Raw genomic sequence first — 19,817 nt, forward strand, 5'->3', positions numbered from 1 at the left:
ACACTATCTCATACATTCCAGTACGAGTTGAGAGGTGGAGCATGCCGACGAAGAAGGCCAAGCCGGCCGGCGGTGCTCGGAGCGCCCCGGCGACAGCGAACCGCGCGGCCAACCAGCGCGCCGACGCGCAGCGCAACCGGGCGAAGATTCTGGCCGCGACAGTGACCGCGATCCGCAAGAACCCCGACGCTTCTGTCGCCGACATCGCCGCTGAAGCCGGAGTGGGCCGGGTGACGCTCTACGGGCACTTCCAGACTCGCGCCGAGCTCATCGAGGCCGCACTGGTGGACAGCCTGGAACGTGCCGAGGACGTGCTCAGTCAGATACCTCTTGATGGCGACCCGCGTGCGGCCTTCCAGCGCTTGGTTGCATCCAGCTGGATGTTCGTCGACCAGTCCCGTGCCCTGCTCGCCACAGCGCAGAAGGAACTCTCCGCCGCCCGCATTCGCGAACTGCACGAGAAGGCCGAGGCGCGCATGCGCGGGCTGCTGCTGCGTGGACAGCGCGAAGGCGCCTTCCGCGCCGACCTGCCGGTGTCCTGGCTGCTGACCACCACGCACGTCGTTCTCAACGGCGCGGCCGAGGAGGTGCGCACGGGCCGGATCGACCCCGACGATGCGCCATGGTTCATCGACGCGATCCTGCTGCCGGCTTTCACCGAGGTCGCCCCCGAGGGAGGAACGCGATGAAAGTCGGGATCATCGGCGCTGGCGCGGCGGGAACATCCGCCGCGAAGACCTTGCACGCTTCAGGTGCCGGCATCGACGTCGATCTCTTCGCCCGCAGCGGCGAACAGCCGTCCAATCGGACGCTCGTGAACAAGGGCGTGGCCATCGGCCTGCTCGAACCCCACCAGACCGCTCTGCCACCCACAGGCGTGGAGACCATCGGCGATACAGTGCGCGCCATCGACCCCCGGAGCCGAGAAGTTCACCTCGACTCCGGGCAGACGCACACTTATGACGCCCTCATCATCGCCAGCGGTAGCCGCCCCCGCGCCCTCGGCGAGACCATCCTTGGACGAGACCACTCCCGCAGGACAGGGCAACTCAGCACGCTGCACTCGATCGCCGATGCCATCCGGGTCCGCGACCTGCTCGCGTCCACGCACCCTGCCCGTGTGCTGATCCTCGGTGGCGGCCTCGTCGCTTCGGAGACCGCCTCCTCCTCACCGACTCCGGCCACGATGTCGCATTGATCACGCGAGCACTGCTGCCCGGTGCCCGCGCCCTCGGCGAGGAGACGGCCAGAAGGCTGCTCGACCTGCATCTGCCTCAGCATGCCGCCTACCTCGGACGCACGCTGACCGCGATTCGTAGCCACGCCGACCGCATCACCGTCGTCCTCAATGACGGCCCGCGAGTCGACGGAGACCTGGCGATCGTCGCCCACGGCACCATGCCGGCGGCCCCTGCGCCCTGGACGGGACCGGACGGCATCCCCGTCGATGACCATCTGCGCTCCTTGCACGCCCCACGCCAGCGGATTTACGCCGCCGGCGGCGTCGCCGTGCACCACTATCCCGGCCACAGCTCGTACCGGATCGATCACTGGGACGATTCGGTCGCCCAGGGCGCCCATGCGGCCAGGACCCTGCTGCACGACCTCGGGCTTGGCGATGATCCCGGCATCTACCTGCCGTCTTCGCCGTTCTCCGCACGCGTCCACGGACACACACTCGTCGGAGCGGGGCATCCCGCTTTGGGGACCAGCACGCGAGTCGTCTCCACCGACCCGCTGCTCACTGTCCACTATCTCGGAGATATCCCCGTCGCACTCACGGGGATCGACGCCGCCAGCCTCGTCCGCGAGTGGATGCCTCGGCTGCACCAGCCGGCGCCGCCTCGCTCCTGATCGACAGGCTGGATCGCCGGGCGCCTCGGCGAACACGACGCGCCGGCGAGCGGAACCATTCGTTCCACCCGCCGCCTGCGCGCTCATGCGGTGCGTATGCAGGAGCACTGGGATGCCGCGAGGGTGCCTTCGGCGGCTTCGGTCTCCTCACGGAGCGCCAGACCGCCCGTCGCCGTTTCTGCGTCCGTGCCGGCGACGATGGTCTCGGTTCTCTTCTCGCGGGGCCAGAGCATCTGCGCCGCGATGGCGCCGAAGACGGCGAGAGCGGCAAGAATCGACCAGGCGAGAGTGAACCCGGACGCGGTGCCGACCCATCCGGCAATCGGGTAGGTGACGAGCCAGGCCAGGTGAGACAGCGAGAACTGTGCCGCGAAGGCCGCCGGGAGCTCGCTCTTCGCGACCGAACCGCGAATGACACGTCCGGTGGGAGTGACGATCAAGGCCATCCCGCCGCCGATGACCACCCAGATCGAGGCCGTGATCATCCATGAGGCCGCCTGGATGGCGGTCATCGCGACGGCCGCCAGCACGCCGGCAAGCAGAACTGCGGCACCCGTCATCATCACGACCCGCTCGGTGACCCGATCGAGCACGCGTGGCAGGAGCAGAGCGACCAGCAGTGTGCCGCCGCCGGAGGCTGCGAGCATCCAAGCAACATCGGCCTGCGTGCCGTCCAGTTGATCGCGGACGTAGTTGACCGTATTGACCACCACGATCGATCCGGCTGCGGCGACCACCACGTTCAGCGCCATGACGCCGCGCAGGCGAGGAGTCGCGAAGAAGACTTTCACGCCCGACGTGACCCGGTTCCACGCACCCGTCTGCCCGCTCGGTGCCGCGTTGGGGATGCGAGTGGAGAGCACCAGGACGGCGGAGATCACGAAGCCCACCGACGTGCCGACGAACAACCAGTTGAACGTCATGAACGTCAGAGCGACCGCCGCGAGCACCGGGCTGAGCAGGCTCTCCATCGTGTAAGCCACCTGCGACGCGGACAGCGCCCGTGTGTAATCGGACTCCTCTGACACGATATCGGGGATGACCGCCTGGAACGTCGGCGTGAATGCCGCAGAAGCCGCCTGCAGCACCCCGATGAGAACGTAGATCTGCCAGATTTCCGTAACGAACGGCAGCGCGAGCACCACGGCCGCGCGCACCACGTCGAGCAGGGTCAGAAACATCCGCCTTGGGAGCCGGTCGGCATAGGCGGCCGCCAGCGGCGCGATCACGACGTACATGACCATCTTGATCGTCAGCGCCGTCGCAAGCACGGCCCCCGCGCTCGGGCCCGCGAGCTCGTAAGCGAGCAGACCGAGCGCGACGGTCGCCAACCCCGTCCCGAACAGGGCGATGATCTGCGCACTGAACAGGTAACGGAAGTCGCGGATCGCGAACAAACGCATGGGGCTCTCCTGACCTTCGTGGAAACTCTCCACCATCAACCTAATACCCCTAGGGGTATTCCCGTCAGTCTGCGTCTGGCAGAGCAAAGAGCTGCTCGGAGGGACACGGAGTCAGTCGCCCTCGGCCGAGCTGATCACTCCCGCCGTCGGCGGACGCACATCGGGGGCCGGTAAACTGCGGCGTATGGCGGTGACGGCGGCAAGGCGATCCAGGAAAGGTCTTCAGGGCTTCCTCCGGCGCGTCGTGCTCGGAGGGCTGCTGGTGGCAGCGGTCGTCATCGGGCTGCTGGCCATGCATACGTTGAACCTGCATGGCACCGCGGCAGCCCACGCGCCCGCCGTGATCTCGGTCTCCACAAGCGACGCCGTGGGCGCTCATCACGGCGCGGCAGGCACGCATGAGTCCGGCGGAACGGCCAGTGACCTCGGTGGTACGTGTGCGGACTGCGGGGCCGGCACCCATCTGGGCATGGCGATGGCGTGCGTGCTCGCACTACTGCTCGTCCTTCTCATCCTGGTGCCGCCTCGACTACTGCCCGGATGGATGCACACCGCACCCCGGCCGTTGCTCGTGGCGCGTTCCATCGACCGGCTGCTGCCTCGGGCGCCGTCGCTGCACGTTCTCTGCATCAGTCGCACGTGATGGGGCGGCGAACCTGACGCGCACCAGCGCCGACGGTTCCCCTTCCTCATTCACGCGGTGCCCTCTCGGATGCCGCGCCACCGAAGCGACCGTTGATATTGGAGAACACCTATGAAGTTTCGTACCGCGGCGACCGCCGCACTCGCCCTCACCGCTGCGCTGACCCTGGCTGGATGCTCGGCCGGAAGCGACGACGAGGACTCGATGCCGGGCATGGACCACGGCTCCACCGAACAGGCAGCCGACGTCAACGACGCGGACGTGATGTTCGCCTCGATGATGATCGTCCACCACGAACAGGCCATCGAGATGAGCGACATCGTCCTCGCCAAGGAGGATGTCAACCCCGAGGTGGTCGAACTGGCCGAGGCGATCAAGGCCGCCCAGGGACCTGAGATCGAACAGCTCCAGGGCTGGCTGGACGACTGGGGCGTCGACCCCGAGGAGCAGCAGATGGACGGCATGGACCACGGCGACGGCATGATGACCGAGGACGACCTGGCCGCCCTCGAATCGGCCGACGGCCCCGAGGCATCGCGCCTGTTCCTGGAGCAGATGATCGCCCACCACGAGGGAGCGGTCGAGATGGCCCAGACGCAGGTCGATGACGGCAGCAACCCCGATGCCATCGAGCTCGCGCAGACCATCATCGACGCGCAGACCACCGAGATCCAACAGATGCAGGACCTCCTGGCCACCCTCTGATCGACCATCCGGGTCGGTGCCGCGGCGAGATCGTCCGGCACCGACCCATCCGACACTCTTGAAGGATCACACCATTGTCTCACCCCACCACGCCCCGGCGGGGAAGGTGATCGTCGCCGCCACCGCGACGCTCGCCGCCACCCTCGTTCTCGCCGGATGTGCCGCCGCGTCCTCGCCCGAACCCGCGTCGCCCTCGACCAACAGTCATGCCGTCGACAGCGACTTCCTGGCAGCTCACGATCTGGCAGGTCTCGATACCCCGGCGGTCATCGAACGGCTCGACACGATGCCCGTCGCCGACCGACCCGCTGATCTGATCGCATCCGTGCAGCCTGATGCGCTCGTGCTCACCGACGACCAGGAGCGCGAGACACAGCTGCCGATGCCCGAAGACGAGGTGTACATCTCAGTTGCTCCCTACCGGGAACAGACCCATGACTGCTACTTCCACAGCCTGACCACCTGCCTCGGCGAACTCGCCAACACGAAAGTCCAGGTCACCCTCACCAGCGAAGACGGAGACGTGCTCCTCGACGAAGTGCGGCAGACCTACGACAACGGGTTCGTCGGCATCTGGGCGCCCCGCGGCATCGAGGCAACGCTGACGATCGAGCACGAGGGTCAGACGGGCAGCGCGACCATTTCAACGATGACCGAAGATGATGCGACCTGCATCACCACGCTGCAACTGACCTGAAAATATGCCAGGCAAGTGAGCGGGTTCGGTGGAGATCGTGTGGTTGCCTATCACCCGCAGGCATGCGCTGGCGGCCGCACGAGCACCGATCCCGTGATCTTGGCGGTACGGCTCGACACCGCGACGCCCCGGGTCGTCACGACATTGCGTCCATCGCGAGGAATGCCTGGAGCAGGAGGACACCGTTGCCAAGGGCCGTGTTCTGCTGATTCGCGGTCAGCCCGTGGGCGGGGTCGGTAACCCAGCCCGCGGGCAGGCCGATGAGCCATTCCACGAACTCGGGCGCCGGTCGCGGCCCCTTGTCCTCGTTCAGGATCGCGGGCGCAGGGGCTGGGCGTGCGGTGATGTGTTCCCATCGGGCGATCGCGTCGGCGTATCGCCCCCAGCGATGAAGATGTTCTCCACGAGCGCGAACAGCGTCTCCGACTCGCCGGGCCTGTCCGGTGAGCCAGCTGGTCCGTGCAAGGCCAGGTCGATGACCTGGTGACTCAGCGCGATGGTTCCCCGACGCGCCCGCACCTGATCCAGCGTCTCGCCACCGCGCGAGGAGTCCGAGGCCAGAGGCGTCCGGAACAGAATCTTGGCGATAGGCGGTGATGAAGATGCGGAACCGGTGATGCGGTGCACCGGCCAGTGATGCCGGTAGGCCGATCCAGCGCGCATCCATCCCGAGCTCGGCCAGATCGCCCAGTACCGCTCCGAGCGCCCGAAGAGGTCGAGCTGCGTCGTCTCCCAGCATCCACGGTTCGGGTTCCAGGTTGCGTACGGCACTCGCGGGGTCGGAGGTTGCGTCGTCGGGGTTGCGGTCGTCATCACGTTGGCCTTTCGTTGCGGGGCGGGTAGCGGTTGCAGACAGCAACCCGCGGACGTTCTCGATCACCACGAGCCGGGGTTGCAACGCCTCGATCGCGGTCGCCATGTACGACTAGAGCCCGGAACGGGTGCCGGGTGCGAGGCCGGCGCCTCTGCCGACGGTCGAGATGTCCTGGCACGGGAAGCCGCCGCAGAGGACGTCTACCGGCGGCACTGTGGCCCAGTCGATGGTAGAGATATCGCCGAGGTTCGGGGCAGTCGGCCAGTGGTGGGAGAACACGCCCGTGACGGCGGTGTTGAGCTCAGAGAACCAGACCGTCTGCCTACCAGTGGCGTGTTCGACGGTCAGATCGAGACCGCCGTATCCGGAGAACAGCGAACCGATCCGAGGGCTCGGCATCGGGGGCGAGGAAGTGGCGTGCATAAGGCTCCGGCAGGGTCGGTGGAACCCTGGAACCAGACCCGATCAGAGCCCGACACCAGGGAGAACACCTGCCAGGTGCACCACCCCGTGACCATCTGCCCCGGCCTCCGCAGAGCTCCCATCAGAAGTCCCGCGAGCACGCCAATCAGCGCCTGAGGTCGCACCTCACGGCTGTGGTCTCCCGAGTCCGATCCCAGCCCCCTCCTGAGCCATCACACCTCTTGCAGATCGTGGTCAACCCAGGTTGACAAGGTTTCGCGGCTGCGGGATCGCACGGTCACCTGGAGATCGACAGGCACAGCGGCGGGCCGAGCGAACGGATAGGAGACAGGTCATGGCGGAACGGGTGGAGCTCGCGATCTCGGAGGCTGAGCGAGGCAAGATCGCTGACGATCTACGTCGCTACGGCGCCTACCGCGAGCGCACGGGAATCGACCTCTGGAACACGTTCACGGAGCAGAAGCCGCACGAGCTGGAGCCCCCGAACCTCACGCAGGAGATCAAGGACAGAACTGCCTCGCACCACGCTGTTGCTAAGAACTGCGTGGCGCTGGCTTCCGCCATCGAGAGCGAGAACCCGGTGCTTCTCACTCCGGAGACGATCCAACTCATCCAGGAAGCCTTCGGAGACATCTACGGTGGAGAGCTCCCGCCTTGGGCCGCACGCACGGCGATGTTCTCCCGCATGGCATCCCGTCGCATGAGCGAGGCCGCCGCGGACGGATCGCTCGCTCCCGCTGAGTTCGTTGCGGTGAACGCGGAGCTGCAACCCTCTGACCCCGAGCGATACGAGGCCGCGATCATGCACTATCTGACCGAGGCCAACGCGAAGATTAGCGAGCAGCTCACCGAGTTGCGCACGAGGCAGGAAGCCCTCCACACGCAGCTCCGGGCGCAACAGCGCGAGATCGACCAGTTGCGCAACCCCGGCACAACACGCCGGCAACTCCCGAACCCCTTCCGCTCGACCTCCGAGCCCACTGTGCAGGCTTCCCGGCGGCGCGGCCCGTCCGACGACGGGCCGGCCCTGTAGCGAATCGTCGCTGCCAGTTTTCGAGCTCACGCCGGCGGTCGTGGTGAGTCTGTCCACCTGGTCTGCATGACGGTCTCGATGCGGGTGATGAGCGCGGGCGACGGGTACAAGTACCTGCTGCGCACGATCGCTGCCGCCGATGGCGACCGCTCCCTCTCGACCCCGCTGACGAGGTATTACACGGAGGAGGGAACACCACCGGGCACTTGGATGGGGTCGGCTCTGCACGGTTTCGGCGACGGGCAGATCGTCCTCGGTGATGAGGTCTCGGAGTCGCAGTTGCAGTTGCTGATCGGGATGGGCCGCGACCCCGTCAGCGGCGACCCGCTCGGGCGGGCCTTCCCAAGGTACGTCTCGGTCGCGGACCGGATCGAGAAGCGCGTCGCCGACCTCGACCCCGGCCTGGGGATGGGTGAGCGTGCCGAGCAGATCGGCCAGATCGAGGCCGAGGAGATCGAGCGGGGCAACCGCCGTGCGGTCGCGGGGTTCGACTACACGTTCTCGGTGCCGAAGTCCGTCTCGGTGTTGTGGGGAGTGGCCGACGCCGGCACGCAGGCCCTGATCGCCCAGTCGCATCACGACGCGATCGCCGAGGTCGTGGACTTCATGGAGCGCGAGATCGCCGCGACCCGCACCGGCTACACCGCCGCCGATGGCGCGGTCGCACAGGTCGACGTGACCGGGCTGATCGCCACGGCCTTCGATCACTACGACAGCCGCTCCGGGGACCCCCAGTTGCACACCCACGTCGTGATCTCCAACAAGGTCCAGACCGCGTTGGACGGACGCTGGCGGTCGCTGGACGGCCGCCCGATGCACGCGGCGGTCGTCGCGCTCTCGGAGCATTACAACGCGGTACTGGCCGACCGCCTCACCGGCACGCTCGGCGTGGAGTGGGAGGCGCGGGATCGGGGCCGGGACCGCAATCCGGCGTGGGAGATCACCGGAGTCAGCGAGGAACTGATCGAGGAGTTCTCCTCCCGCGCCCGCGATATCGACGCCGAGACCGACCGGCTCATCGCCGCCTACACGGCCGAGCACGGCCGCCGGCCCTCGGCGCGGACGATCGTGCGCCTGCGTGCCCAGGCCACCCTCGCCACCCGGCCCGAGAAGCAGGTCCACTCCCTGGCCGACCTGACCGCCGGCTGGCGCGAACGGGCCGGCCGTCTGCTGGATGAGGACGCGACTGGCTGGGCCGGCAATGTCCTCGCGGAGGCGCAGCAGGTGCGGCCGTTGCGGGCTGATGATGTGCCGTTGGAGGTGATCTCCGAGATCGGGCAGGCCGTGGTCGAGGTCGTCGGCGAGAAACGCTCAACCTGGCGGCGATGGAACCTGCACTCCGAGGCAAGCCGGCAGTCAATGGCATGGCGATTCGCGACCGCCAGTGATCGGGAAGCGATCGTGGGGATGATCGCCGATGCCGCCGAGCAAGCCTCGCTGCGGCTGACCCCGCCCGAACTCGCCACCAGCCCGGCCGCGTTCCGCCGCCCAGACGGCACCAGCGTGTTCCGGCCCCGCCACTCGACCGTGTTCTCCTCCACGGTGCTGCTGGATGCCGAAGACCGTCTCCTGGAACGCTCCCGCACCCTGACCGGCCCGATGGTCGAAGTCGAGACGGTCGAGAAGATCACCGCGAAGCCCGACCGAGAAGGACGCCTGCTCGGCGATGACCAGGCCGCAGCGCTCACCCAGATCGCAGTCTCCGGCCGGGTCCTCGACGTGCTGGTCGGCCCGGCCGGTGCCGGGAAGACCACCGCCATGTCGGCATTGCGTCGGGCATGGGAGAAGCAGCACGGCCACGGGTCCGTGGTCGGCCTGGCTCCCTCTGCCGTGGCCGCGGAGGTCCTCGGCGAGGATCTCGGAATCGCGACAGAGAACACGGCGAAGTGGTGGCAGAACCATCTCCTCCACGGGGAAACGTTCCAGGCCGGGCAGCTCGTCATCATCGACGAGGCTTCCTTGCCGGCACCCTGTCGCTGGATCGCATCACCGCCCTCGCAGCCGAAGCGGGCGCGAAGGTGCTGCTGGTCGGCGACTACGGGCAGCTCCAATCCGTTGACGCGGGCGGGAGCTTCGGGATGCTCGTGGCCGACCGCGACGACGCCCCCGAGCTCGTGGACGTGCACCGCTTCGTCCACGAGTGGGAGAAGACCGCCTCCTCGATCTGCGCCACGGCCGCACCCGCGTGATCGACACCTACGCAGGTCACGGCCGCGTCAGCGACGGTGATGCCGAGGACATGATCGACGCCGCCTACACCGCCTGGCGTGCCGACCGCGACGCCGGACGAGCCTCGGTACTGATCGCCGAGACCCGCGAAGACGTAACCGCACTGAACGCCCGCGCCCGCGCCGACCTGATCCTGGACGGCACGATCCGCCCCACCAGAGAGGTCGCGCTGACCGAAGGCACGTCCGCAGGGGTCGGGGACACGATCATCACCCGCCGCAACGACCGGCGCCTGCGCACCGGCACAGGCCGGGGCTGGGTGCGCAACGGCGAACGGTGGCAGATCACCGACGTGCGCGATGACGGGTCGATCACGATCCGCAAGCCCGGACGCCGCACCGGGTCGATCGTGCTGCCGGCCGACTACGTGGCCGAGCACGTCGATCTGGGATACGCGGTCACCGCGCACCGGGCGCAGGGCATCACCGTCGACACCGCCCACGTTCTGATCGAGCCGTCCTCGACACGTGAGAACTTCTATGTCGCAATGACCCGCGGCAAGGAATCTAATCGCGCCTACGTCGTCCTCGACCGACCCGACGACCACGCCGCACCACACCCCTCGGACAACGAGGAAGCCACCGGGCGGAGCGTGTTGTTCGGGGTGCTGCAGCATTCGGGGGCCGAGGTCTCCGCGCACGAGACGATCACCGCCGAGCAGGACCAGTGGGGCTCGATCGCCCAGCTCGCCGCCGAGTACGAGACCATCGCCGCAGCCGCCCAACACGACCGCTGGGCCGCCCTCATCCGCGAATCGGGCCTGACCGAGGAGCAGGCCGACGCCGCGATCGGGTCGGTCGCGTTCGGAGCGCTGACCGCCGAGCTGCGACGCGCCGAGGCCAACCACCACGACGTCGACGCGCTGTTCCCGCGCCTGGTGGCCGCTCGCGGGTTCGATGACGCCGACGACATCGCCAAGGTCATGCACTACCGCCTCGCCCGCGCCACCACCCAGCCAGCCGGATCGGGGCGCACGAGAAAGACCCCGCGGCTGATCGCCGGCCTCATCCCGCACGCGCAAGGCCCGATCGCCGCAGACATGCGCGAAGCGCTGACCGAGCGCCGCGAGCTGATCGAGACCCGCGCCGACGCGATCCTCGACACCGCCCGCCAGACCGGCGAGCCCTGGACCCAGCCGCTCGGCGACCCGCCGTCCGGTGACCGGGAGCAGGCACGCTGGCGGCGTGATGCCCGGACCATCGCGGCCTACCGCGATCGCTACCAGATCAGCGACGACACTCCGCTCGGGCCGGCACCGCAAGGCTCGGCGCAGAAGATCGACCGCGCCCGCGCGCACGCTGCTTTCAACCGGGCGCAGAAGCTCGCCGAAGCCGAGCAGCCCGAGCAGGAACGCGCCCGACGCAGTGAGTCGCAGCGTCTCGGGCCGACGCTGTAGTAGCGGCGGCATGCGAACCTTGCATCTACGCGGAGTTTCAGGAACGGGCGGTTCCGTTGCCGTGAGCTGGAAAATCGCGTCCCATGAAACGGTCAACACTTGAGGTCCGAGGGCTGCTTGCGCTTGTCCACGACGGCGGCTCAGGTTCGGGGGCCGCCATCGCTGGAAAAAGCCCCGCTTCTCTGCGGCGATCTGATTCGTCAGCGAAGGTGCTCGTTACAGTGCTACGGGCGGCAGGAGCTCCTGTGCAATCGTAGTCGTAGATATCGATCTCGGCGTTGACGAAGACCATCAGCATCTTCAGGCGCTCCGAGAAGCGGATGCTCTTCCAGAAGTCAGATGCGCCCCACTCGGCAATTTCTGGGTCGATACCAACGCGAGGATTATACGAGACCTCATCTGCGGAATCAGCGTCGGGAAACGTCACCCGAGCAAGATCGCAGCGTCCTCCTGGAACACCCACTGGCCCCACTCCAAAGCCGGGGCGACGCCACTCGGGATTTGAAAGACAGGCTCTGCTTCGGCGACTCTGGCAGTCCACATCGCTAGACGCCGATGGCGGTCAATCCGCGCGAGCCGATTGATCCACCCAAGAAAGTTTGCATCCAGGTCGGAGTTGAACGGCTGCATCGTGTGCAGCATCTCCACCTGGTGCTCCGGAAGTGGTCGGAGCCGCCAGAGATTACGTTTCCACGCTTTCTCCGTGTCGTAGATTGGGTACTGAAGACCATCTTCGCCCGCCGGAGGGATCGATCCCGACGCATGTGCCGCTGAAGCCCACACAACGTGATCAAGAGCCGAACGTAAGTTGTAGAGCCATTCTCCGAACAATGCGGGAAGTTCAAGCGGCACCGGTTCGATCTGCTCAAGGCGAACCAGATACTGCGTAGGGGAAGTGCGGAGCAAGAGGAACTCGAACGGGTGGGGCGCAAGATAGTCGTTCCAGGCTTCAGACATCTCTCGCGCACGGATCTGCGCGCGCGATGCGCAGCCGGGCTGATTCGAAGAGATCCATAGTGCGAGCCTAGAGGCTGTGGGGCGTCGGGTCCGAGACGACTCGGCACTGAGATCGGGACGAGCATGCGAAGGGGGCCGTGAGGTCGCGGGCAACGTCGCCGACACGTCGGCGTACCCGGCGGACCACACGTTGCGGTCCTCTCGCCATACGCGCCAAGGGTTCGTCACGCTGCGTCGGCTCGTCCTGTCCGCTACTCATGGGAGGATGGGTACTGGGGTCGCCGACCCCGAACAATAGACGGTCCACCGACTCACGCTCATCGTCCCGCTGTAAGCCCAACAGCCAGCGTGCGTCGTGGAGCATGCAAGGAGTAAGCCAATGAGGGTCGCGCGCATCCGTATCGAACGCTTCCGCGGCTATCACTATGCAGAACTAGTAGTGCCAGAGAACATGGTGCTTGCAGGTGAGCCGCAGGCCGGCCGCACTGACACAGTCGAGGCGCTACGCCGCGTCCTCGATCCCCGCAGCACGCGTTCCCGCGTGAACCCGCTCGATATCTACCGACCTGCTGACGACGATGACGAGTCCCTGACAGAGGTCGAGGTAACTCTGCTCGACCTCGGAAATGACCTCGAAACCCTTCTCAGCGAAAACTTGGAAACATTCGACCAAGAAACCGGAGAGATCGCCACTTCACGCAACGCAGGCAACGCAGCTCTGGGCGTACGCCTTTGCTACCGCGCACGATATGAACTCGATACAGACACCGGTGAGCACTGGGTTGATTACCCGGCACGGAGTGACCCCGCTGCCGGAGTATTCAAGAGAGCAAGCCGTATCGAGCGCGAAGCTCTGCCAGTTCAGTTCATCGACAGCTCGCCGACCCTCCAACTACGGGCAGAGGGGGTTCTGAGAGCGCTCCTTGCGAACACTGACCCTTCGGGACTGGACAGCGCCCTTACCGATTTAGACACGGCTGTCCATGCCGCTACCGGGTCGTTCTCCGAGACGGACGTGGTCACCGACGCACTCGATAAGGTCATCGATTCTGGTCCGCAGACTCTCTTCGGTATCCAAGACTCCGCCGACATAAGCTTCCTGGCCGATGACGGTTCCATGTCTGCCCTCCTCAGAGCGCTTCAGCCAGCGATATCGATCGGGGCAGCCGGGGCTCTTCCAGTCCGTTCCCAGGGCTCTACGCTCGAAAGCGTACTCTCGGCAGCTGAAGCCATCGCCGCCGCGCGAGATGCGCAATCTGGTGTCGTCATCGTCGGTGATGACTTCGGAGACCGCCTCGACGCGACGTCTTCCGAACACATGGCACGGCTCCTCCATGTAACGGCAGGGCAAGCGATCCTCACAACGCGCCGTCCCGAAGTAGTACGAGCATTCGACCCTGGCGAGCTCGTCCGACTTACGGTCAGCCACGGCGAAAGACGACAGCATCAGCTCCCGGCGGTTACGGACAAGGCCGGCCGTGTCAATCGGAGACTGGTCCTTGAGCAACTTCTCGCGGCGCTGAGCGCGAGAACCGTTGTCCTCCTAGAAGGACCGCTCGACGTTGAAGGGTACGGCGCGCTTGCCTCGCGGCTTTTCCTAAAGACGAATGAACCGCACCACAGCCTGCCCGCTAACGGCATCCGCCTCGTCGCTCCGCCAGGGTCGGATGGAGGCGTCACGCGACTCCCTGCCATCGCCGAGATTTCCCTCAAGCTCGGATTCCACGTCCGAGCGATCGCCGACAACGATAAACCAGGACAAGAAGACCCAGCAGTCGGAATCCTTGCAGGAATGGTCGAACAACTCGTCGTGCTTCCCACACGCACCGCCGTGGAGGCCGCGCTTATCCGCGGCGTACCCGGAGAGCGGCTTCGAGAGACGGTCGAGACCCTAGAAGACTTCGGCATGCCCGCCCTGCCATCCAGTCTCGGTGACGATGACATCGCGGATCACCTCCTCACGACGAAAGTGATCAAGAAGCAGGGATTGGGGGCGGTCTGGGCGCACGCGCTGACGCGACAGCCACCAATAGCGCGATCTGTCATCGAAGCAATCTGTAGCGATACACGCGGCCGCATCGACATCCCAGATGTGTCATGACCGTCGCCCCAAGAAACCCGGAACAGGAGCAAGTCGTCTCGACGCAGGCCGAGCTCAGTGTCGTGCTCGGCGGTGCGGGAGTCGGAAAGACGACGAGCGCGCTCGCCGCAGCGCATGCTCATCTCGAACGGGTAGCGGACAGCAAACCCCACGACCGAGTCCTGTTCCTCTCATTCTCGCGCTCCTCAGTGGCGCGCATAGCCTCGCGCGCAGGAGAAATTCTCGGCCGACGCGGACCCCAGGTGGACATCATGACGTTCCACTCGCTTGCGTTCTCCGTAGTTCGGAGATTCGGGAGTCTCGTCGGACACGGCGACGCCGTTCTCGTCAGTCCCGCTCGCGAGAAGCTCGGAGTGGCTCAGCACGAGATCGGATATAGCAAACTCATCCCACTCGCGCTTGAGATCGCTGAGGCCGCACCCGCCGTCGCAGAGCACCTGCGCACACGATGGGGGCTCGTGATCGTTGACGAGTTTCAGGACACAGGCGACGCGCAGCAAGATCTCCTTCAGCTAATAGCACGAGACAGTAGGTTGATACTGCTCGGTGACCCGAATCAGTGCATCTATACATTCCTTGCCGAAGATGGCGTCAGAGTGGAGCGCATCCACGAAGCCTGCTCGGCCGCAGGGGCAGATAACACCATCGTGCTTCCAGAAACCTCCTTCCGAGATCCCTCTGGGATCATCCCGGCCGTCGCCAACGCCATTCGCCAGCGCCTGTTCGACTCAGAAGCCATCACAAACGCAATCCAAGACGAGAGGCTGGTAATCCGAAACGGGATACCTCTCTCCGACGAGACCAGCCAAGTCTCACGGATCGTTAGCGACCTAACCTCCGAAGAGATGGGCGTGGCAGTGTTCACGCACCACAACGATATGCTCGCGGCTCTCTCAGACGCGCTTGAAGCCGACGGCATCGAGCATGAAGTCGCTGGTCTCAGCGACGCACTCGCCGCCGCCCTCGATGCCCAGACCGCGATGGTGCAATTCCATACCGGAGATGTCGCCTGGGAGAACGTTCTCGAAGCGGTAGCCGTGTTCCTGACGAGCGCGCAACGTGGACGGCAGGCGCCTCCCATCGCGCACCAGGTGATAAACGGTTCAGGTCCTACGACCTTGCAAGATCCCTTGAGCGCCCTTCGAGAGCGTCTTTCCAATGTCGCGTCCGCTGGGGAGGCAATCGAGGTAGCCGCTACTGCGCATGATGCGCTCGGGCTACCGCAGAAGTCCGGTGCCTGGCAACAAGCGGCGACCTTGCTCTCGGTAATGCATGCACGAGCCATACGAACGAGCAGCGCCCGCGATGACCGTCAGATGGTTGCAGCGATCTGCGCGGAAGCTCGTGAAGCGAGCTATGCGGCTCTCACGGATTCGGTGCTCAATCCGCGCGAGGTCCAGCTGATGAACCTCTACCAGACTAAGGGACGTGAGGCCGACGCAACCGTCGTCGTACTGCGGGAGGGAGACTTCATGGGCTATGAGTCGGAACCGTTTCCCACGACAAGTCGACTTCTCTACGTGGTGTTTTCCAGAGCTAGAAAGAAAATTGTCGTTCTACTCGTCGGCAACCGGTTCCACGCGGCCGTAGCCCCTCTCGACGCTCTCGCTGCGAACTGAAACACCCAGAAACATGCCGCCAATGCGTCAGATGAAAAACGCTGGAGTGCGCTCTCCCTCAGCTCATGGGCCGAGTACCTCTCCTTGATGAGTGTGGTGAGCTCTCCGCCTGCTTCGTGAGGCGGACTACAGGCGAGGCCCCGGCCGTGCTGGCGGACCGGAAGCCGGGGCGGCGAGCTGGTGGCCCGGCGTCTCCCGATTCAGGAGCCGCGCCGGATCGCCGAGCGAGTCGAGCATCGCAGTCACATCTGCCGTATCGGAGACGACCTGGGCGACTCCGCGCTTGATGAGCTCGTGCGGCCCCACGCTGGTCACTGACGTGACAGGGCCGGGCACCGCACCGACAGCACGGCTATGCCGGTGCGCCTCGGTCGGCACGAGCAAGGAACCCGAGCGGAAGCTCGCTTCCGGCACCACCGTGACTCCCGAGAGCGTGCCGAGAAGACGGGCGCGGGCCATGAACCGCCACCGCGTCGGCGCCTCCCCAGGAGGAGCCTCGCTGACCAGCGCCCCGACATCCCCGATCCGATCCAGCAGGTCCGCGTTCCCGCGCGGGTAGGGCCGATCGACACCGCCGGCCAGCACCGCGATGGTGCCCCCGCCGGTGGCGAGTGCCGCCCGGTGGGCTGCGGCGTCGATGCCATAGGCCCCGCCGGCGACGATGGTGCGCTCCTGTTGGGCGAGGTCGCCGGCGAGGTGCGCGGCGACATTCGTGCCGTACTCGCTGGCGGCTCTGGCGCCGGTGATCGTGACGCGATCAGCAAGTGCGCCGGAAAGGAACGAGGTCGCCCCGCGTATCCACAGCAGGTACGGGGCACGGGGGCCGAGGTCGTTGAACGCGTGCGGCCAGTCCGCGTCGGTCGGGATGAGCGTGGACATGCCGGCTCGTTCCGCGTCCGCGACACGGGCGGGGATGCCGTCCTCGATCCTTGGAGCGACGCGGTTGCGCCAGGCGATCGCGTCAGCCCGGTTCATCTCCGGCACCGCAGCCTGCTCGTCTTCGAGCAGCCGCAACGTCTCGACCCCGCCAACCCGGTGCAGGATACGGCCGGTGATCGCGTCGTCGGGCTCGGCGATCATCGACAGCATCATCCGCGCCTGCCGCTCGCCGCTTACCTGTTCTGCCAGCCTGCCCATGATCTGTGCCCCTTCCCGGACGGTCACCGGCAAGGTGCGCCGCCGGCGACCAAGCACGGCCCGCGGGGCTACCGCGTGTCGTACGTGCGGCGTAGAGTGAGAAGCACAGAGGCAGCTTCACCCCTCACCATGTAGGCCCCTTTCGGGCCGTCCTTCGGGACACTCCACACGTACTGCCTCACCACAGTTACGTGCTTGGAGGCATCATGTTCCGACTCATCTGGTTCGCCAGCATCCATATCCGCTCCTTCATGCGCCGATGGATGCCGACCAATATCGTGCTCGACAAGGTCCGCACCCGTCGCGGCCTCAAGTGGGGCATCCCGGCAATGCTGCTCGCGATCCCATACCTCTACACCGCGAGCCTGCTAACCGTCATCATCCGAGACGGCGGGCCGGGCTGGCTCAACATCATCGTGCTCATCGCGATCTGGTCAGCGCTCAAGATGCTCTGGATCGGCCCCGTCAGCCTGATCCTGCTCGCCCGCGTGCGGTGGCACGAGCACACCGAGCGTAACTCTCGGGCGCGCGCCATCGCCGAACCGACGGTCTCGACGTAGGAGTGCACGATGGGCAAGTACGTGAAGAAGACCTCGCGGCGTCGGTACGACGAACGACATTTCTCTATCAGGGCGGTGCATCGCGAACCACCCGATCTGCACAAGCTGTCGGAGATGCTGATCCGTCTCACCTTGCAGGAGATCGGAGAATCACGAGCCAGTCGCCGCGCCGACGAGGTTCCCGAGACCTACCGAGAACCCACCCCCGTCGAAACAAGAAACGAGTACGGACCGCCGCAGGCCTGAGCATCCCGGCCCCCAACCATCGTCATCAGCATTCGCGCCTGCCGCTCACGAAGCGGCAGGCGCGAACTCATGCGGCAGGCTCGACGGCAGGGAGCCATCAGGTGATCGACTCGGATAGCTCCAGCCACCGCTCTTCGAGTTCGGCGACCTCATCCTCCGCTTGGCGAAGCTCATCAGTATGGCCTTGCAGGCCCTCGTAGTCGCTCTGATCGTGATCGGCGAGACGCTGATGGATGCGGTCGATAATTCCCGACAGCTTCTCCAACCGACGCTCGACCGCGCCGATCTCCTTCTGCACCGCCCGGCGCTCCGCACCCGACAACTCCGAAGACGAAGACGACGACGTCTTCTGTTCGGCGGCCTGGGCGCTCATCGGCGACGGTGTCACGGCCTGCTGCTCCTGCGCGGCTCGCAGCCGCAGGTACTCATCCACCCCGCCCGGCACATGCCGCAGCCCGCCATCGAGGATCGCGTACTGCTGATCCGTGACCCGCTCCAGCAGGTAGCGGTCGTGCGAGACCACTATCAACGTGCCCGGCCAGGAGTCCAGCAGGTCCTCCAGCGCCGCGAGCATGTCCGCATCAACATCGTTCGTCGGCTCATCGAGAAGCAGCAGGTTCGGCTCGCTGAGCAACAGCATCAGCAGCTGCAGCCGCCGCTTCTGACCGCCGGAGAGGTCATCGACCCGTGCCGAGAGGTGTTCGCGGGCGAAGCCGAGCCGTTCCAGCAGCTGCGCCGGGGTGAGGTCCTTGCCGTCGATCTGGAACGTGGTCTTGGTGCGGGCCAGGACCTCGCGCACCCGGTCACCGCCGATATCAGCGAGCTGGGAGAACTGCTGATCGAGGATACCGACCTGCACCGTCTTACCCCGCTTGACCCGGCCCTCGGTCGGCTCCAGCGTGCCGCAGATCAGCCCGAGCAGCGTGGACTTGCCCGCACCGTTCGCGCCGAGGACGCCGGTTCGCTCACCTGGAGCGATCCGCCAGGTCACGTCATCGAGAACCTTCCGATCCCCGAAGGTCACGCTCACGTCTTCCAGATCCACGACCTGCTTGCCCAACCGGGCCACCGCGACGCGCTGCAGCTCGATGGGGTTGCGCACCGGCGGCACGTCAGCGATCAGCTCGTTGGCCGCGTCGATCCGGAACTTCGGCTTCGACGTCCGCGCCGGAGCACCCCGCCGCAGCCAGGCCAGCTCCTTGCGCATGAGGTTCTGCCGCTTGCTCTCGGCCGCCGCCGCCATCCGGTCCCGCTCGACCCGCTGGAGCACGTACGCGGCATAGCCGCCCTCGAACGGCTCGACCGTGCCGTCGTGCACCTCCCAGGTCTCGGTGCAGACCTCATCGAGGAACCAGCGATCGTGCGTGATGACCAGCAGCCCGCCGCTGTTCTTGGGCCAGCGTCGCTTCATGTGCTCAGCCAGCCAAGCGATGCCCTCCACATCAAGATGGTTCGTAGGCTCATCTAGCGCGATGAGCTCGTAGTCACCCACCAGCAAGGCGGCGAGGGCTACGCGGCGCCGCTGACCTCCGCTGAGCCGGCCGATCACCGCATCCCAGGAGATGTCCGAGACCAGCCCGCCGATCACGTCGCGGATGCGGGCATCGCTGGCCCACTCATGCTCCGGAGCGTCGCCGACGATCGAGTACCCGACCGTGGCCTCCGGATCGAGGTCGTCACTCTGACCGAGCACGCCGAACCGCACGCCGCCGCGCCGGGTGACCCGGCCGGCCTGCGGCTCGATCTGCCCCGAGAGCATCCCCAGCAGGCTCGATTTGCCGTCGCCGTTGCGACCGACGATCCCGATCCGGTCGCCCTCCTCGATCCCGACCGAGAGCGAGTCGAAGACCACCCGCGTCGGGTACTCCAAGTGCAGCCCTTCGGCCCCCAGCAGCGGTGTAGCCATCAGCGACCACCTCTCCCGACCGGCACGGTGCGACACGGCACGACAGACCGCCTCCCACGGGCCCGACGTCGAGTATCAGGGCGTGACGTCGCCC

The 19,817-nt window shown here is 66.2% G+C and carries 18 protein-coding genes and 1 pseudogene; 12 read left to right on the forward strand and 7 right to left on the reverse strand.

What is annotated here, in order from left to right; genetic code table 11:
• Nucleotides 1-41 precede the first annotated feature (41 nt).
• The 3 genes from QUE40_RS14280 to QUE40_RS14290 are packed head-to-tail and all read left to right on the forward strand — an operon-like array spanning nt 42 to nt 1,854.
• Nucleotides 42-689: a TetR/AcrR family transcriptional regulator gene (locus QUE40_RS14280; RefSeq protein ID WP_162230278.1), complete on the forward strand. Its 648-nt coding sequence runs from the start codon at nt 42-44 to the stop codon at nt 687-689.
• On the forward strand, nt 686-1,198 hold the full coding sequence (locus tag QUE40_RS14285) for an FAD-dependent oxidoreductase (protein WP_289231370.1): 513 nt from the start codon (nt 686-688) through the stop codon (nt 1,196-1,198). Before QUE40_RS14280 ends, QUE40_RS14285 begins: the two co-directional genes overlap by 4 nt.
• Entirely contained in the window at nt 1,195-1,854 is a 660-nt protein-coding gene (locus tag QUE40_RS14290; protein WP_289231371.1) for an NAD(P)/FAD-dependent oxidoreductase, read from the forward strand. The genes QUE40_RS14285 and QUE40_RS14290 overlap by 4 nt, the downstream gene beginning before the upstream one ends.
• A gap of 83 nt (nt 1,855-1,937) precedes the next feature.
• Here the strand turns inward: QUE40_RS14290 and QUE40_RS14295 are convergent, their stop codons facing one another.
• Complete coding sequence (locus QUE40_RS14295; RefSeq protein ID WP_198499346.1) at nt 1,938-3,257, reverse strand: MFS transporter; 1,320 nt, start codon at nt 3,255-3,257, stop codon at nt 1,938-1,940.
• A gap of 184 nt (nt 3,258-3,441) precedes the next feature.
• Here QUE40_RS14295 and QUE40_RS14300 point away from each other — a divergent pair, with 184 nt between their 5' ends.
• The 3 genes from QUE40_RS14300 (at nt 3,442) to QUE40_RS14310 (ending at nt 5,302) form a co-directional block, all read left to right on the forward strand.
• On the forward strand, nt 3,442-3,900 hold the full coding sequence (locus QUE40_RS14300; protein WP_198499345.1) for a DUF6153 family protein: 459 nt from the start codon (nt 3,442-3,444) through the stop codon (nt 3,898-3,900).
• Nucleotides 3,901-4,011: 111 nt separating this feature from the next.
• Nucleotides 4,012-4,605, forward strand: a complete 594-nt coding sequence (locus QUE40_RS14305) for a DUF305 domain-containing protein (RefSeq protein WP_162230282.1) — start codon at nt 4,012-4,014, stop codon at nt 4,603-4,605.
• Between the two features lie 106 nt (nt 4,606-4,711).
• Entirely contained in the window at nt 4,712-5,302 is a 591-nt protein-coding gene (locus tag QUE40_RS14310) for a CueP family metal-binding protein (RefSeq protein WP_259867930.1), read from the forward strand.
• Nucleotides 5,303-5,438: 136 nt separating this feature from the next.
• Here QUE40_RS14310 and QUE40_RS14315 read toward each other — a convergent pair whose 3' ends face one another.
• Nucleotides 5,439-6,221 (reverse strand): DNA cytosine methyltransferase, encoded by a 783-nt coding sequence (locus QUE40_RS14315; protein WP_232623658.1) that lies wholly within the window; start codon nt 6,219-6,221, stop codon nt 5,439-5,441.
• Nucleotides 6,222-6,227: 6 nt separating this feature from the next.
• Nucleotides 6,228-6,515, reverse strand: a complete 288-nt coding sequence (locus QUE40_RS14320; protein ID WP_232623657.1) for a DNA cytosine methyltransferase — start codon at nt 6,513-6,515, stop codon at nt 6,228-6,230.
• 358 nt (nt 6,516-6,873) lie between these two features.
• Between QUE40_RS14320 and QUE40_RS14325 the strand changes: the two genes are divergently transcribed.
• Together QUE40_RS14325 and mobF are read left to right on the forward strand one after the other, a co-directional pair.
• A complete protein-coding gene (locus tag QUE40_RS14325; protein WP_198499344.1) occupies nt 6,874-7,572 on the forward strand; it encodes a hypothetical protein in 699 nt (232 codons plus the stop codon).
• A 66-nt stretch (nt 7,573-7,638) separates the two neighbouring features.
• Nucleotides 7,639-11,197, forward strand: a pseudogene (gene mobF / locus QUE40_RS14330) (MobF family relaxase).
• Between the two features lie 37 nt (nt 11,198-11,234).
• Here mobF and QUE40_RS14335 read toward each other — a convergent pair.
• Both QUE40_RS14335 and QUE40_RS14340 read right to left on the reverse strand, forming a co-directional pair.
• Nucleotides 11,235-11,624 carry a hypothetical protein gene (locus tag QUE40_RS14335; RefSeq protein WP_143470035.1) on the reverse strand — a complete coding sequence of 130 codons (390 nt, stop codon included), beginning with the start codon at nt 11,622-11,624 and terminating at the stop codon, nt 11,235-11,237.
• Nucleotides 11,621-12,154: a hypothetical protein gene (locus QUE40_RS14340; protein ID WP_143470034.1), complete on the reverse strand. Its 534-nt coding sequence runs from the start codon at nt 12,152-12,154 to the stop codon at nt 11,621-11,623. Before QUE40_RS14340 ends, QUE40_RS14335 begins: the two co-directional genes overlap by 4 nt.
• A gap of 379 nt (nt 12,155-12,533) precedes the next feature.
• Here QUE40_RS14340 and QUE40_RS14345 point away from each other — a divergent pair, with 379 nt between their 5' ends.
• Together QUE40_RS14345 and QUE40_RS14350 are read left to right on the forward strand one after the other, a co-directional pair.
• Nucleotides 12,534-14,255 carry an OLD family protein gene (locus QUE40_RS14345; RefSeq protein WP_289231372.1) on the forward strand — a complete coding sequence of 574 codons (1,722 nt, stop codon included), beginning with the start codon at nt 12,534-12,536 and terminating at the stop codon, nt 14,253-14,255.
• Nucleotides 14,252-15,874: a UvrD-helicase domain-containing protein gene (locus tag QUE40_RS14350; protein ID WP_289231373.1), complete on the forward strand. Its 1,623-nt coding sequence runs from the start codon at nt 14,252-14,254 to the stop codon at nt 15,872-15,874. Before QUE40_RS14345 ends, QUE40_RS14350 begins: the two co-directional genes overlap by 4 nt.
• A gap of 126 nt (nt 15,875-16,000) precedes the next feature.
• Here the strand turns inward: QUE40_RS14350 and QUE40_RS14355 are convergent, their stop codons facing one another.
• Entirely contained in the window at nt 16,001-17,038 is a 1,038-nt protein-coding gene (locus tag QUE40_RS14355; protein WP_098053375.1) for a DNA-processing protein DprA, read from the reverse strand.
• 179 nt (nt 17,039-17,217) lie between these two features.
• Between QUE40_RS14355 and QUE40_RS14360 the strand changes: the two genes are divergently transcribed.
• Nucleotides 17,218-17,571, forward strand: a complete 354-nt coding sequence (locus QUE40_RS14360) for a sulfate permease (RefSeq protein WP_098053350.1) — start codon at nt 17,218-17,220, stop codon at nt 17,569-17,571.
• 9 nt (nt 17,572-17,580) lie between these two features.
• Nucleotides 17,581-17,817: a hypothetical protein gene (locus tag QUE40_RS14365; protein WP_098053349.1), complete on the forward strand. Its 237-nt coding sequence runs from the start codon at nt 17,581-17,583 to the stop codon at nt 17,815-17,817.
• A gap of 97 nt (nt 17,818-17,914) precedes the next feature.
• On the opposite strand, the gene QUE40_RS14370 is transcribed toward QUE40_RS14365, so the two are convergent.
• Entirely contained in the window at nt 17,915-19,723 is a 1,809-nt protein-coding gene (locus QUE40_RS14370; protein WP_162229533.1) for an ABC-F family ATP-binding cassette domain-containing protein, read from the reverse strand.
• Nucleotides 19,724-19,817: the final 94 nt, after the last annotated feature.

Source organism: Barrientosiimonas endolithica (assembly GCF_030296655.1).
In the GTDB taxonomy this organism is placed as follows: Bacteria; Actinomycetota; Actinomycetes; order Actinomycetales; family Dermatophilaceae; genus Barrientosiimonas; species Barrientosiimonas humi.